Origin of the sequence: Nostoc sp., assembly GCF_036916735.1 — a bacterium.
In the GTDB taxonomy this organism is placed as follows: domain Bacteria; phylum Cyanobacteriota; class Cyanobacteriia; order Cyanobacteriales; family Nostocaceae; genus Nostoc.
Genome location: NZ_JBALFV010000068.1, coordinates 1 through 14,748, shown reverse-complemented (window position 1 = coordinate 14,748; position 14,748 = coordinate 1). Strand labels below are relative to the sequence as shown.

Sequence of the window (14,748 nt, the reverse complement as noted above, 5' to 3'; positions counted from 1 at the left end):
GACTATGCCAAATATCAATGAAATTGCAAATTCCGCCAAGGACAATGCTGATAAGCTTGGTATTAAAAAATTCGACATTTATGGCTCAACAGTAGATGATACTAGTGTACAAGTAGACCAAGGTGAGCCAAAACAAGTCAAAGCTTCAAATCGCTCTGGTGTTACTGTTCGTGTCTGGAATGAAGATAATACAATGGGTGTCACCAGCACCACAGATGTAGACACTAAAGGACTAGAATTAGCTTTGAAAACTGCCTACGAAGCCAGTTTCTTTGGTGTTAAAGAAAATGTTCCCGATTTTAGTCCAGAAGCTACTGTTCCTATTGCAAATAAACCTCAAGAGAAGACACCACAAGCACCTGTTGCTGAACTGATCGAAAAATTATTGCTAGCTGAAAAAGAATTACTAGCAGCTCATCCAGCAATTAAAGGTGTTCCTTATAATGGGTTATCGCAAAGAGATATTGACAGATTTTATCTCAATAGTGACGGTGCAGTTAGAACTGAATCTCACTCTTTAGCATCAGTTTATCTTTACAGCAAAACTGAGGAAGAAGGAAAAAAACCTCGCAGTGCAGGTGCTTTTAGAATCAACCATAGTTTAGATAATCTAGACATCAATGGTTGCATCAAAGAAACCGCAGATAAAACTGTCAGTCACTTGAATTATAAAAAAATCAAAACTGGTAAATATCGGGTTGTTTTTTCACCGGAAGCTTTCTTAAGCTTATTGGGTGGTTTTTCTAACTTATTCAACGCTCAAAGTATTTTGGATAATCAAAGCTTATCTACTGCTGATGATTTAGGTAAGCAAATTGCTTCTCCTCTGCTTTCAGTTTTTGATGATGCACTTCACCCAGCTAATGTAGGCGCAGAAAGTTTTGATGGGGAAGGAACTCCTACTCGTCAGGTTTCGCTTATTGAAAATGGCATTTTAACAAGCTTTCTCCACAGTGCAGGCACTGCAAAAAGGTTCAATACCCAGCCAACAGGTAATGCCAGTATTGGTGCAAAAGTTAGTGTTAGTCCCAATTTTTATCACGTTTTTTCAACAGCAACTCCCGAAGAAGAGTTAAGTTTAGAAACTGCTGAAAATGTGATTTTTATTGATGATTTACAAGCTCTCCATGCTGGAGTTAAAGCCTTGCAAGGTTCGTTTTCTTTGCCGTTTGATGGTTGGCTAGTAAATAAGGGTGTCAGGACGAGTATTGAATCAGCAACTGTTGCTGGCGATTTCTTGGAAGTCCTGAAGTCAATTATTTATGTAGAAAAAGAGCCAGAGTTAACGCCAGGGGGAGTTTGCCCGAAAATCTGGGTAAGTGAACTGTCGATTACTGGTGAATAAAATTTAAAAAGTAGAGAGTTAGGAGTTGAATCTAACTCTTAACTCATCACTTTGAAATCATTACTCACCATTAGTATTCACCACCAATGCTAATGGCTGTATTAAATACATCAGCACCGCTTAAATCAATATTAGCCATAACAGCGCCATCTACGTCACTATTATATAAACGCGAATTACTTAAATTAACGTTGGTAAGATTAGCATTATTTAAGATAGTATCGCTGACGAACGCTTTTGTCAGATTAGCAGACTTCAAATTTGCACCAGTTAAATCAGCACCTTCTAAGTTAGCACCTTCCAAGTTAGCCCCTTTTAAATTTGCATTTCTGAGGTCAACACCTATTAGGTGAGCGCCTTTGAGGTTGGCTCCTGTTAAATTACATCCAGAACATTCTCTAGTTTCCAGCAAGCGCCGGACAGGGGCGGAGTTTTCTGCTTTGACGGGAAGGGGAGCAGCTAGAGATAGCGTGCTGAGTAAGGCTGCTGCCGTCAAAAAAATTCGTTTCATATTTACCTCCGACACTTCTAGAAGTCATAAGAATTTTTAAACTTCTACGATACCAGTGTGCCAAGATTACAGAATTCTGTACTCATGCGATCGGAGGAATATATAATATCTATAAGATTAGGTATTCTTCTGTAAGGTAGTCCGATAGGACTAATATTATTGGACTCAACCACCTATCAAAATGATTATCATTCTTAGCAACTGTATATTTTATTTTCTGGAAGTCCCTAGCAAGATAGGCATCAACCAAATCTGCTTCAGTGATTAGATATGCGTCTATTCCGACAAAAAGAATGCTTATTTAGCCTACTGGTAATATCTTTAGTTCTATGGCTGATATTTTTAGGAAACTCCCCTTTACGAGATTGGGATGAAGGTACTGTGGCACAAATTGCTCGTGAAATTTGGCGTGCCCCACTTGGTTCAATGCATTGGCTTTACCCCACCTTGGGAGGTGAACCTTATTATAATAAGCCACCACTGATGCACTTACTAATTGCTTGGACTTACTCTATCAAAGGCGTGAATGAGTGGACAACACGTCTACCAGGTGCAGTGTTAACTGCTTTGGGAGTGCCTTTACTTTACTTAGTGGGATGTTTGCTTTTTAACGAAAGTTTACCAGCTTTGTTTGCCGCTTTAGTTTACTTAACAATGTTGCCTGTAGTGCGTCACGGAAGGCTAGCAATGCTAGATGGTACAACTATTACCTTTTTCTTGCTCTTGTTGTTTTGTTTGCTAAAAGCACGTCAGAATCCTCGGTATGCTGTAGGTGTGGGATTTTGTTTAGGGTTGATCGCTTTAACTAAAGGGATGATAGTTTTGCCGCTAGGGGTGATCGCTTGTTTATTCCTCATTGCAGATCGGCAGTTTGCTTTGTTAAAAAGCCCCTATTTATTAGTGGGAATGTTGTTAGGAATTGCACCCGCGATCGCTTGGTTTACTGCTCAATGGCAACATGCTGGCGAAAATTTCTTACAAGTTAATTTTCAAGTACAAACCTTTAATCGTCTTACACAATCTGTTGAAGGTCATAGTGGGCCTCTTTGGTACTATTTAATTGAGTTAATTAAGTATAGCTTTCCTTGGCTATTATTTTTCCCAGGAGGCTTTTATTTAGCTTGGAAAAAACGTCATACTTCCTGGGGTATCTTAATTATTATTGGTACAATTGTTTATTTAGTAAGTATATCTTTAATGAGAACTAAACTGCCGTGGTATGTTATGCCTGTATATCCATTTTTAGCTTTGGCAATTGGTGCTAAACTTAGCGAGATTTGGCAGTATGGTCATTTTAAGGTGCGAAGTTTAACAATATTTCTGGCTATTATTGCTATTGCTGGTTTAGGAGGTTGTGTTTACTTTATTATTGCCAATAAAGAGCCTGTTTTAATAGTGCTGAGTATTGTTTTGACAATAAGTATGACCATTGCAGCATGGCTAGTTAAACAGCGCGATCGCAACTTTATTCCAGTGTTATTTTCTGGGATGTACTTAGTTTTAGCAATGTTAATGAGTTCGCAATCATGGATTTGGGAATTGAATGAAGCTTTTCCTGTTAAACCAGTAGCAGAATTAATTCGGACAAATGTTTCGCCAGGAACACAAATTTATACTTCTTTTGCTTATAATCGTCCTAGTTTAGACTTTTACAGCGATTGCAAAGTAACTGCTGCAACTGTGCCAGTTTTGCAAAAAATGTTATCTAATAAATCTTATTTGCTATTAGACAATGAGGCTTTACAGCAAATCAATTTAACTAGTAGTAAAATTTTAGGAGCAGCTAACGGATTTACACTGATTATCAAAAATTAGTTATATCAAGATAGCTATTATAAGCCTGCTATAAAGCCACATTGCTATAGCAAAAAATAAGCCATTAGCCAAAAATTTTTCATTATATTCATCTTTACAGATATATTAATAAACTTTTACTAGCTGTAGCTGTAATTGCACCTTATTCAGTTCAAATGCGATCGCTTTCCCTAACGCTATAACCAAACCAATAACAAATCTGTTATCGAAGCGCCGACCGAATAAAAAATACCCAGCCAAAGCAACAAATAAGGAGCCAAAAGAAATGGCACGTACACCTAAAAATAATCAAGCGATCACTATATTTGTTTGATTGGATACATTCATTAAGAAATTTAAATATTATAGATTAAACCCTCTAACCAACCCAGCGCTCTTGGGCAAATCCTACAGCTATTTTGGCTAGTAGTGTCACAAAAGCACCCAATATTAAATATCCCTGACGTGGATGGCGAGATAGCAGCACACCAATGGCTATATTCAAGGGCACAATACCATAAGCGAGACGGCTCAAGGAGATAGTACCTCCAGAAGCTAGTAGCAAACCAACACCACAAAAACCATAAATAACTGTAACTGCGGTAAGTTGTGTGTGTAAGCGCCACAAAACATAGCCACCACCCAAGACCATGAACAAGTTGAGCAAGTTGTTGATCCACTCTTCACTTGCCAGAATCAACAAAAATAAGACTAAAGCATAAAAGCCATAAAATAATTTCACAAAATTAAAACGTTGACGGAAACGCCATAAAAGATAGCCACACGTAACAATCACGCCAAACAACAACAGATACCAGGGGTCTTCAATCCCGCCAGAGGGGTTTTGAACCCAACCATATTGCCAATTTTTTGTGCCAACTACAATTTGCATAAGCATATTTAACCAACCCTGCCAATCAAACCCCAAAGTTGGTCGCCATCCCCGTTGTGCTTCGATAAAAGCTAAAGGGTCGCCAAAATAAATCGCACAATACAAACTGAATAGAAGTATGCCAATAGCGGTAGTAAAACCAGCTATATAGGCAATGGCTGGTCGGCGTTCCTTCCACGCTGCGATCGCAAATGCTGGAATTAGTGCCATACCTGTAGGACGTGTTGCTGTCGCCATCGCGCCCCAAAGCGCAGTCCAGCAATACTGCTTTTGATCAAACGCCCGCAAAGTCGCCGTACTTAAAAATAAATACAGTCCCTCTGTGTAAATTACCCCCGTAAACATAGAAGATGGATACAAAGAAATCACAGCAGTAGTCCAGTGCGCTGCATTGATGCCATAATTTTCTTTGATCCAAAAGTACAAACAGTAAAGGGTTGCGAAAAATGCTAAGTTGTTGACTAACGTACCTGCTAATTCAAAGGGCAAGCCCAGTTTCATCAAAACCCAAATGCTTAAGGGAAAAAGAGGAAAGAAAGCCAGGTTGTGTTGCTTGCCGTCATTCACAAATTCATATCCAGAAGTAGCGATCGCTCGGTAATGTATACTATCCCACGCATCAAAAACCCCCCAGCCAAAACTGGGCAAAAATTCTTCTGCTGGTAATGGTAGTTTTGGCGCAACCAGCAACATAACAGTCCAGATGAGTATTCTGCTGGCAAGCCATATTCCTGCTGGAAACAGGAAATCATTTTTCCATAAAACTTTTTTTATAACTATCTGAACTTTAAACATAAGCTTGAGTGCTTCAACAAACTCCTTTATGCATCCTTTTACATATAGCTGCGAGACAGCAATTTATGAGTAACATTTTGCATAGTAGATTTTCCACTAACATCATTAACAAACTGGACAGATTAGCAATTAATTAAAATTATTTCTTATTTGGTTACTTTTGACAATTTTTTCAGATTTATCTTTAAAAATATACTATTTATAAATACAATTTTTGTCTATTTGTATGAAAATTGAGCAACTTTAGTACTTGATGGCTAGCAGTCTATCGAGTTGAAATTAACGGATCAGGGTTAGTGCAGTGACGAGGACACGGGTAAATTTTCCTTCTTAGCGTCTCTCCCTCTCTCCCCGTCGTCGTCAATGTATCGATTAGAGTGATTGCTGTGATTAAAGAGTCCCAAGCAATTTATAGTGAGAGTTGTCTGTAAATCCTTAAGCAATTGTGAAAGCGATTACTCTTGTTGGTTCCACTGGTTCTATTGGTACTCAGACTTTAGATATTGTCACTCAGTACCCAGATCATTTTCGGATTGTGGGATTGGCAGCTGGGAACAATGTAGAGATGTTAGCTGCTCAAATTCGGCAGTTTCGACCGAAAATAGCAGCCATTTGCTCAGAAGCTAAATTACCAGCGCTTAAAGAAGCTATCATTGACCTCGATCCCCAACCGATTCTACTGGCTGGTGAGGCCGGAGTGATAGAAGTCGCCCGCTACGGCGATGCTCAAACTGTTGTGACTGGGATCGTTGGTTGTGCAGGTTTGCTACCTACGATCGCAGCTATTGAAGCTGGTAAAGATATTGCCTTAGCGAACAAAGAAACTCTGATTGCTGGGGCCCCTGTGGTTCTTCCCCTAGTTGAAAAACACAGTGTAAAATTACTCCCGGCAGACTCCGAACATTCCGCAATCTTTCAATGCCTTCAAGGCGTGCCCAAGGGAGGCTTGCGGAAAATTTTGCTGACTGCATCGGGTGGTGCTTTCCGCGATTGGGATGTAGAAAAGTTAGCAGATGTAACCGTTGCTGATGCCTTGAAGCATCCGAATTGGTCAATGGGGCGAAAAATCACAGTAGACTCTGCTACTTTGATGAATAAAGGACTGGAAGTAATTGAGGCTCACTTTCTGTTTAGCTTGGATTATGACGATATCGAAATTGTCATTCATCCCCAGAGCATTATTCACTCGCTGATTGAACTGCAAGACACTTCAGTTTTAGCCCAACTCGGTTGGCCGGATATGCGCTTACCCTTACTGTATGCTCTATCTTGGCCTGATCGCATCTACACCAACTGGGAACGACTAGATTTAGTCAAAGCTGGAAACTTAACTTTCAGTGAACCAGATCACCAGAAGTATCCTTGTATGCAGTTGGCTTATGCTGTGGGTAAAGCTGGTGGTTCGATGCCAGCTGTGTTGAATGCGGCAAATGAGCAAGCTGTGGCTTTATTTTTAGATGAAAAAATTCGGTTTTTAGATATTCCCCGGTGTATCGAATGGGTGTGCGATCGCCATCAAAATGATAACCGTTATAATCCCTCTTTAGATGACATTTTGGCAGCAGATAAATGGGCAAGACAAGAAGTTTTAACAGCGACTGAAAACTTAGAAACTCACTCGCGGATAATTTCTTTGCGATAAAAACCTTTAATTGCAGATACCCAAAAGGCAGATTTTCTAGTTCTTAGCCAATTCCTGTTTAGCCTTCAGCCTAATGCTGAAGGCTAACGAATAAATTCATTTTTATCTATCCTCTGCCAAATTGCCAAATAAATTGCCTCTTATCTGAATCATTGTTCCATTTTCAGATAATATAGTATTAGTACAGTTAAAAAATATTAGCTTTAGTATCTATTCAAAATTAGTTTTAATAGCTTTAATAGTAGTAATTTTCACTTAAGATAAAAACTTCCCCTTTATGAAAAAACATCTTCTCAGATAAAAGCTATTCTTAAGGAATTTCTAAATTATGATTGCTACGTTGATTGTAGCTTGGATTATCTTCATAATATTGTGGAAGTTGTTGAAAGCAACTGTGAGTAGTGCATTAACTATTGCTGCAATTCTGATTTTATTAAACATTAGTTTTGGCATTACCCCACAAGATATTTGGCATTATATAATGCAATTTACGCAAACTATATCACAGTTTAAAAACGGCAGGTAAAAAATTAAAATTCACCTTGATTAACGAAGGTGAATTACAAAAAATGACCAGATAAAATTTTGAACCTTAAAGCAAATTGCCTTTATAACCTTTGTTGATCAATTTTTATTTAACACTGAAATTTTCGCCAGTGCATCCTTAACACTCGGCGGCAACTGACGCATAATTTTACCTCTTTCGCTATCTAAAGCTACTAAAGTCACCTTGGCAGTGACGTACAATTGTTGTCCATCAGTTGAGACAATGGCATAATCCCAATTGATTCGCACACCAGTCACCTCAGCCATGCGCGTTTTTACCAGCACTGTCATACCCAATTGAATTGAACGGTGATAGCGCACTGACAGTTCTACAACTGGTAAATCGCAACCTATAGCAACTAAATCAGCAAATTCAATCCCTATAGATCGCAAGCATTCAATCCGTGCTTCTTCCATCCAAGCTATATAAGAACCATGCCAGACAATACCGGCATAATCAGTATGGTGGGGTTGCACTCTGACAAGATATTCAAACCAATTCTTAAATTCAGGACTTGATAGATTGTCAAGGGCATCGGTTGGTGGTAGTTTTGCTTGGCTTGGTTTTTCTTCTGACATCTTCAAATTTCTCAGCACTTATAAATTTTATAAATTATTGAATAGCATAAAAAAGCTTTAATCTTTTCGCCGAAACCAATTCCGAGTTGAAAATCCACCAAGCCAGTAGTATAACAGTATACCTTAGTTGGTTTTGATTTTTTGTTGAAGTCCCACTAGTATCGCAGGGCAAAAGTCAAAAGTTAACACTGAACGACTTGCCTTAAGCCTGTCCTGAGCTTGTCCTGAGCTGTCCTGAGCATAGTCGAAGGGCGTAGTCGTAAAGCCTACGGCATAGCTACGCTTAGGGCGCAGCCTAAGAAGAGAAGGGCAAAGCCGTAAAGCCTGCGGCATAGCCACGCTTAGGGCGCAGCCTCTGGTAGAGTTGGGCGCAGTCGAAAGGAGTCGAAGTCTCAAAAGTATTATTGAATAGGCTTTTGAGGGATTTTAGATGGTTGCTCTATTTACACCGTGGCGTACTAGTAAGTTGTTAAGCATTTAAGCAAGCACATTGAGGCCGCAGAGGGGCAGTTCTTGCTGGGAGCAAGGGAGAGGGTTTGCAGCTTTTTTTGACAATGAAAATAGTGCAACTTGTAAGCGCGACAGCTTAGTCTGTCCCATTAATTCTGAGAGTTAATGGGACAGGGCAGGGTGCGCTTTGTTGGGGAGAAACTTTCCCCTTTTCACTCTGCTTATTGCTCCCCTACCTCTTCGGTCAGCTAGGGACTTCCAACTAAAAAAATATCCTATTGGTGTGTAGGCAGAGGGACACTTAGCTCTTAGCTGGGGGAGAAAGAAGAATATTATCTGAGTAAATTGGATAATTTCTTTTCTAGAAGTCCCTTAGAAAATTCATTAAAAATTCATAATTCATAATTGATAATTCATAATTGTGTTATATTGAGTAGATTTAGACCCAAGCAAAACAGAGTTGCTTGCTTGATGGTTGTAGGTTTTTTAACCTGCCTTTTAATTATGAATTAGTAATTACCAATTATCTTGTGTATTTTACCAACCTTCCAGCTAAAGGCTCAGAATCTAGCTGGTGAAGTTTTGGCAGATACAAAAAAGTATGCGATGGGCCAGCCACGAGCCAATCACTTATATGGTAATGGAGAACAGATAAGAGCGATCGCTAACTAAGCCACCATTACCAATTACCGATAATCAATTTCTAATTTGTGATCGACCTTTGGAACCTTAATACTTCTTGGCAAGAGCTTTAGAGCCTGTATCGGTTTGCATAGATTGCTTGACAAGATCAGCCAGTTCGTTTAATTGGCTAATTGCCTCCGCACCTTCTAGCTTCATTAATTCGCGGTCATCCCGCATTTCCGTCCAAGTAATACCGTAATCGGACACCAAAAACCGAATTAGGTGGTTATCACCCAAGCTAACCATAAACGATGCACTATTCATTTGGTCGCCACAGGTATAACAAGATGCAGGATACCCGCGCCGCTCTAATACAACCGCCAAGGCTTGCAGGTTCATTACCAAGTCTTGGACGAATTGTCGATGTTGATGTGCTAGTCTCAGAAACACTTTTGTCCTCCAGACACCACAGTAATTTGAGTTTCTTTTATATTTTCTTTAGATTTTCTCATCCACTGGTATTGTAAACTATTCAATACAATTACCAGACAAATGATATTGAGTCGTTAATTGACTACCTTGTTTAGGGTAGTGGATTAGGTTTTTGAGCGCCGTATCAAACTATTCAGTTTGCAAATTAAAAATCTCGGACAGAATTGCTAAATTTAACTATATCTTTATACACTTCTGTCAAGGTAGATTCTTACAAGAAGCGATCGCTTTAAGATTAACTTAAATCTAGCACTAGTCAACTACAGAAAAACTACATATTTCGCTTTTATTGGCTAGGTACAGCCTAAATAAGGGTTATTAGAGGTTAAAATGTAGTTTTACATCGTTATACTCTCTTTTGCTTATATGTTTGCTCTGTTCTCTTTCTAACGTAGATTTTGGTATAGACAAAGAATTAACTATACCAAATTCGCTTTTCCTGTATATATAAAGTTGAGCAGGTAACGGTGCAAATTTGCTATTCAGTACTAAAAGCAGGTTAGTTAGAGTTCTTTATACAAACTTTACGTAATTAATAGACAAGTCTGAGTAGAGAATCCACAATAGATAAACTCAGCACTGACAATACCTAAAGTCAGCAGAGCAATGTTGCCATTTAGGCAATATTTTCAGATATTTTGGGATTACTCTAAAAAAGTTGTATAAAACAAAGTATAAAAATTTGGAAAACTCCTTATCCTAGTTTGGTTTTGCCAAATTGTATGTTTACTATATAATATATTTCGATTATTTATTAAAACTGAATAATTATTTTTTATAGTCACGCCCGTTGAAAACACTTGCAAAAGAAAAATATAACCGAGCAAGCGCGATATAACTTACCAGATATCAATAAAAATGAGATTGCATTTCTTAGTATGTAAGTTTTTACTTTACTGCGCGCTCTTTATTTCAAATTAGGCATATTTAGAAGCTTTTTGTTTACGCTTTATCCATGCTCCTAAAGCACTAACCAGAGCAATACCGCTTACAGAAGTAAGTTCAGGAACAGAGGTAGGTATAAATGGTAAAGCGTCCAACTCAACCAAACGAACACCCTCGAAAGGCTGTATATCGCTTCCTTGCGTAACTTCAAGCCGCCAAAACTGTGCGGTTATGTTGCCAACAAGAGATGGGATTGTCAGATCGAGGTCTTCTGGGAGTGCTGCATTGTTACCAGTCTGTAGTGCATAATTGGGATTGATATTTCGGTTAGCGACAACAGTCTCAAAAACACTGTCAGAATTTGTATCAGCCAAGAGTGAAAAATTGCTCATTGCACGACGAAAATCGAAAAATTCGCCATCATTGTGGGCAAATAATTTTACACCACCGATTGTAACCGGGGAAGCAGTGGCAAACTCAATAAAGCTGATTGAGCCAAGACCACCATTACGCATAAGTGTATGACCGTCCTCAAATCCTCCACTTGTACGAAAAGTGTTAATAGGATCAATGATTGTGTCGTCATTCGTGATCACTGTGCCTTGTGTAAAATCGAACGCATCAGTAGAAACGGTGCCTGGGACAATATCTGCTTTTGCTACTTCTATAGTTGCAAGAGAGAGAACAACTCCAGAGATAGCAGATCCTAATTTTATTAAACTTTTCATTTTTAATTCCTTATACATAAAGCAAATAGCATCATATTTTTGATAAATAACACTATACAGCTTTCAACATCATGTTTTAATAAAGACTGAAAATTTTAAGTAAAAAACCTTGACAGGTTTACTGCCAAGGTTTTTTAAGTACTCATGTACAATTAATTTCTTATTTTGAAATACTGTATCCTTTATTGAATCAGGACTTATACCATTTCTTTGTGAGGCTGCGCCAAATTTTCTTTTTTCCTTTGTGACGGCAGTCGCTCATGGGGGAAACCCCCAAGACCGCGCTGCCTCTCCTTTGCGCCTTTGCGGTTCGTTCCTTATATAATTTGGCGCATCATTATACAGAATTGGTATTACGCAAAATATCTCTCAAACTCTTATTTCTTTGGGTTTTCTATATCTGGAGTAGTAGCCTGCGGTAAGCCGCTTCTCTACGACACGCTTTGCGAATGCGTCTACGATTTTCCGTTACCTGTGCATAAGCCCTATAGATAAGGCACAGAGCCAAATAAAATGTGTAAATAATTTTACTTTACTACTTATTAGACATCTCTAGAAATTAAATATGCATTACCTAGAACCTTTGTAGAGACGTAGCAGTGCTACGTCTCTACATTCTTTTTCACCCGATGTCTTAAACATTACTTATAGTGCTAACAAGTTTCTCCCCTTTCAACATCCGCGTCGCAGCTTCAAGTAAAGCTTCTTCGAGATAAGGCTTGGTAAAGTAGCCACTAGCACCAAGTTGAGCTGCTATTTGTCTGTGCTTGTCTGCACCGCGAGAGGTGAGCATCGCGATTGGTAAGTGGTTGAGGTTTGAGTCTTTCTGAATGCGAGAGAGTAATTCCAGACCATCGCAACGGGGCATTTCGATGTCGCAAAAGACGATATCGCAAGGCAGACCGGAGCGGAGTTTATCCCAAGCTTCCTGTCCGTCACGCGCCTGTTCTACACGATAACCTGCCTTATTAAACGTTAGGGAGAGCAACTCTCGGACTGTAATCGAGTCATCAACAATCAGCACTGTTGGGTCAATCTTCGCAGGAGAGGTGTCTACGGGAATCCCTTTCTGTTGCCAAGAATTGCCACCAATTTGCGTAGAAATCCGTCCTTGGAAGATGTCAATTATTTCTAGTACGTCAGCAATGGGCATAATCCGACCATCACCCAGGACTGTAGCACCAGCTACACCAATGGGTTTAGGTGCTGGGCCTTCAAATTGCTTAATTACAATTTCTTGTTCACTCAACACCAGGTCAATCTGTAGAGCAATTAGGGTGTTTGCTGATCGCACCACGACCACAGAAACCATATCATCATCTCTAGTGCCGCCATAGACATTACCGCGACTGATTTGGCGATTGAAGGTTAAAAGTTCCTTCAGGGGTCGGAATGGCAGCACCGTATCGCGCCAGGAAATAAATGATTCCCCATTGGCATCGTACTGAATATTTTTGACTGGTATATCCAGCGTATCTTCTACACCGTCCATTGGGAAGGCGATTCTGGCTCGATCAGAGACGCAGCAGAGAGCTTTACAAATACTCAGAGTCAGTGGCAGACGAATGGTGAAGATGGTTCCCTTACCGATCGCAGAATCGGTGTTCACTGTCCCCCGAATTTCGCTAATTTCGGAGCGTACTACGTCCATACCCACACCACGACCAGAAATTTCATCTGCTTGGTCTTTGATTGTAAAACCAGACTGGAACAGCAGATCGTAGACTTCCAGACGAGACATGGCTAATGATTGCGCTTCTGTAATCATGCCAATCTTCACCGCTTTAGCCTTAACCTTTGCTGAATCGATGCCTGCGCCATCATCGCCTACAGAAATGATCGTTTGGTTGCCTTGGTGGAAAGCACGGATAGTAATGATTCCTATGGGTAGTTTTCCAGCAGCTTGCCTTTGATCCGGTGTTTCAATACCGTGAGCGATCGCATTATTCAGCATGTGAGTTAATGGATCGGTAAGATGATCCAAAATCATCTTGTCAATTAAGGTATCGCCACCTTCGATCACCAACTCTACTTGTTTGCCACACTTAATAGCGGTGTCGCGCACACCTCGCCGCCAGCGATCAATAGTTTGGGCAAAAGGCACCATTCGCGCTCTTGTTAATCCCTCTTGTAGCTGGGTGGTTACTTGGCGGAACTGCCTTGCTACGCGCTCGGTTTCTTCGGTAACAAAATCAATGTCACTTGCCGACTCACGCACTCGCACAATGCGTTCAATCATCTGCTGGGACAGTGTATGGAAGGGAGTAAAACGATCCATTTCTAACTCGCTAAAACCCCTATCGGCATCGGAATCAGCTGCTTGTAAGCCGGAGTCTTTCTTTTTACGTCCAGCTAATAGAGAAGCTTCTAGTAGTGATCGCTCGTACAACTCCTGCATTCTTGCGCCCACATCCGAGAGTTGTTGTACCTGAATCAGCAAGTTATCTAATGACTGCCGCAGCCGTTCATGATCCTGCTCTAAGGTATTACGATTTACCACCAACTCCCCAACTAAATTACTCATATCGTCCAGTTGCTTAACTGGAACCTTCATCGTTTCTTCAAATCTCGCAGCCCGACGAGTAGAGGGACGAGCAGTTTTATTGGTGTTAGATTTTACTGATGGTGAATGGGATATTGTTTGATCCGCTTCTGCCAGCAACTTCTCCAAGTCACCAAATTCATCTATAGATGGTGATGAATTGACATTTTTTGCCAAGACTGGTTGAGTATTCAAGGGCTGGCGTTGGCGTAGCCCGTCGTAGACATCGCTGGCGTTATCTGTAGCTAGCAATTCTTCCAGGGCTGCAAAATCTACTTCTGGTATTTCCTTAGCTTTGGGGTTAAGTGCTACTTCCTCTCCTAGTAATGCTTCCAAGTCTGCAAAATCATCTTTTGGAGCAACTACTTCAACGTTTTCTGTCGTTACCAATTCTTTAATTGAGGTAACAATAGCATTTTCGCCCTCTGACACTGGTACAGGTTCAGATGTCTTTGCCAGATCCCACAAATCGGTTTCTACACGTTCCTGAATAACCGTTTGTGTGAAATCATTGACATCTTGCAAATCAATTCTTATCGCACTTTCTCTTAATTCTTCCTGCTTTTCTACTTTTGATAGAGCAGTTTCTGTAAACAATAAATCATTTGCAAAACCAAGCTTTGTACCTTCAACATCTGGGTTTTCTGGGAACTCAAAGGCAGTCTCTAAGTTATTGTTTGGCTCAGTACCTAAAATTACTGGGCTTGTCTGAGCTAAATCTAAAGTTTCCTCAAAACTGATATTTTCTATAGCCGATAGTTCATCCACAGTATTATCTGTGGTTTCCATCTGAATATAGGTGGATATAGCGACATCTTCAAACAGCATTTGTGGATTTTCATCGAAACCGAGTAAATCATCTGGTTCTGCTTGAAGTGATGCTAAATCTGAAATTTCCCCAAAACTATTATCTAGAGAAGTTT

At 39.9% G+C, this 14,748-nt stretch carries 11 protein-coding genes; 5 read left to right on the top strand and 6 right to left on the bottom strand.

What is annotated here, in order from left to right; all coding sequences use genetic code 11:
• The first annotated feature begins 4 nt into the window (after window positions 1-4).
• Window positions 5-1,345, top strand: coding sequence for a TldD/PmbA family protein (locus V7L20_RS15735; RefSeq protein WP_334744983.1), 1,341 nt, complete (start codon window positions 5-7; stop codon window positions 1,343-1,345).
• A gap of 70 nt (window positions 1,346-1,415) precedes the next feature.
• Here V7L20_RS15735 and V7L20_RS15730 read toward each other — a convergent pair whose 3' ends face one another.
• Window positions 1,416-1,856 (bottom strand): pentapeptide repeat-containing protein, encoded by a 441-nt coding sequence (locus V7L20_RS15730; protein ID WP_334744982.1) that lies wholly within the window; start codon window positions 1,854-1,856, stop codon window positions 1,416-1,418.
• Between the two features lie 270 nt (window positions 1,857-2,126).
• Here V7L20_RS15730 and V7L20_RS15725 point away from each other — a divergent pair, with 270 nt between their 5' ends.
• Window positions 2,127-3,671: an ArnT family glycosyltransferase gene (locus tag V7L20_RS15725; RefSeq protein ID WP_334744981.1), complete on the top strand. Its 1,545-nt coding sequence runs from the start codon at window positions 2,127-2,129 to the stop codon at window positions 3,669-3,671.
• Window positions 3,672-4,029: 358 nt separating this feature from the next.
• On the opposite strand, the gene V7L20_RS15720 is transcribed toward V7L20_RS15725, so the two are convergent.
• Window positions 4,030-5,337, bottom strand: coding sequence for a mannosyltransferase family protein (locus V7L20_RS15720; RefSeq protein WP_334744980.1), 1,308 nt, complete (start codon window positions 5,335-5,337; stop codon window positions 4,030-4,032).
• 445 nt (window positions 5,338-5,782) lie between these two features.
• Between V7L20_RS15720 and dxr the strand changes: the two genes are divergently transcribed.
• A complete protein-coding gene (gene dxr / locus V7L20_RS15715) occupies window positions 5,783-6,979 on the top strand; it encodes a 1-deoxy-D-xylulose-5-phosphate reductoisomerase (protein WP_334744979.1) in 1,197 nt (398 codons plus the stop codon).
• A 328-nt stretch (window positions 6,980-7,307) separates the two neighbouring features.
• Complete coding sequence (locus V7L20_RS15710) at window positions 7,308-7,505, top strand: hypothetical protein (RefSeq protein WP_334744978.1); 198 nt, start codon at window positions 7,308-7,310, stop codon at window positions 7,503-7,505.
• A 98-nt stretch (window positions 7,506-7,603) separates the two neighbouring features.
• On the opposite strand, the gene V7L20_RS15705 is transcribed toward V7L20_RS15710, so the two are convergent.
• Entirely contained in the window at window positions 7,604-8,104 is a 501-nt protein-coding gene (locus V7L20_RS15705) for an acyl-CoA thioesterase (RefSeq protein ID WP_334744977.1), read from the bottom strand.
• Between the two features lie 978 nt (window positions 8,105-9,082).
• Here V7L20_RS15705 and V7L20_RS15700 point away from each other — a divergent pair.
• On the top strand, window positions 9,083-9,226 hold the full coding sequence (locus V7L20_RS15700; protein ID WP_334744976.1) for a hypothetical protein: 144 nt from the start codon (window positions 9,083-9,085) through the stop codon (window positions 9,224-9,226).
• Between the two features lie 57 nt (window positions 9,227-9,283).
• Here V7L20_RS15700 and V7L20_RS15695 read toward each other — a convergent pair whose 3' ends face one another.
• From V7L20_RS15695 to V7L20_RS15685, 3 genes are all read right to left on the bottom strand, one after another.
• A complete protein-coding gene (locus V7L20_RS15695) occupies window positions 9,284-9,628 on the bottom strand; it encodes a DUF1815 family protein (protein WP_334744975.1) in 345 nt (114 codons plus the stop codon).
• Between the two features lie 959 nt (window positions 9,629-10,587).
• The gene (locus tag V7L20_RS15690; RefSeq protein WP_334744974.1) at window positions 10,588-11,283 is read right to left on the bottom strand and encodes a hypothetical protein; all 696 of its coding nucleotides are present in this window, start codon (window positions 11,281-11,283) and stop codon (window positions 10,588-10,590) included.
• A gap of 634 nt (window positions 11,284-11,917) precedes the next feature.
• Window positions 11,918-14,748: hybrid sensor histidine kinase/response regulator (locus tag V7L20_RS15685; RefSeq protein ID WP_334744973.1), on the bottom strand; the 2,831-nt coding region annotated here is incomplete at its 5' end.

Bases quoted from the DNA above. Each gene is read 5' to 3' on its own strand.
- V7L20_RS15735 (WP_334744983.1), top strand. From the start codon at position 5: ATGCCAAATATCAATGAAATTGCAAATTCCGCCAAGGACAATGCTGAT.
- V7L20_RS15730 (WP_334744982.1), bottom strand. From the start codon at position 1,856: ATGAAACGAATTTTTTTGACGGCAGCAGCCTTACTCAGCACGCTATCT.
- V7L20_RS15725 (WP_334744981.1), top strand. From the start codon at position 2,127: ATGCGTCTATTCCGACAAAAAGAATGCTTATTTAGCCTACTGGTAATA.
- V7L20_RS15720 (WP_334744980.1), bottom strand. From the start codon at position 5,337: ATGTTTAAAGTTCAGATAGTTATAAAAAAAGTTTTATGGAAAAATGAT.
- V7L20_RS15710 (WP_334744978.1), top strand. From the start codon at position 7,308: ATGATTGCTACGTTGATTGTAGCTTGGATTATCTTCATAATATTGTGG.
- V7L20_RS15705 (WP_334744977.1), bottom strand. From the start codon at position 8,104: ATGTCAGAAGAAAAACCAAGCCAAGCAAAACTACCACCAACCGATGCC.
- V7L20_RS15690 (WP_334744974.1), bottom strand. From the start codon at position 11,283: ATGAAAAGTTTAATAAAATTAGGATCTGCTATCTCTGGAGTTGTTCTC.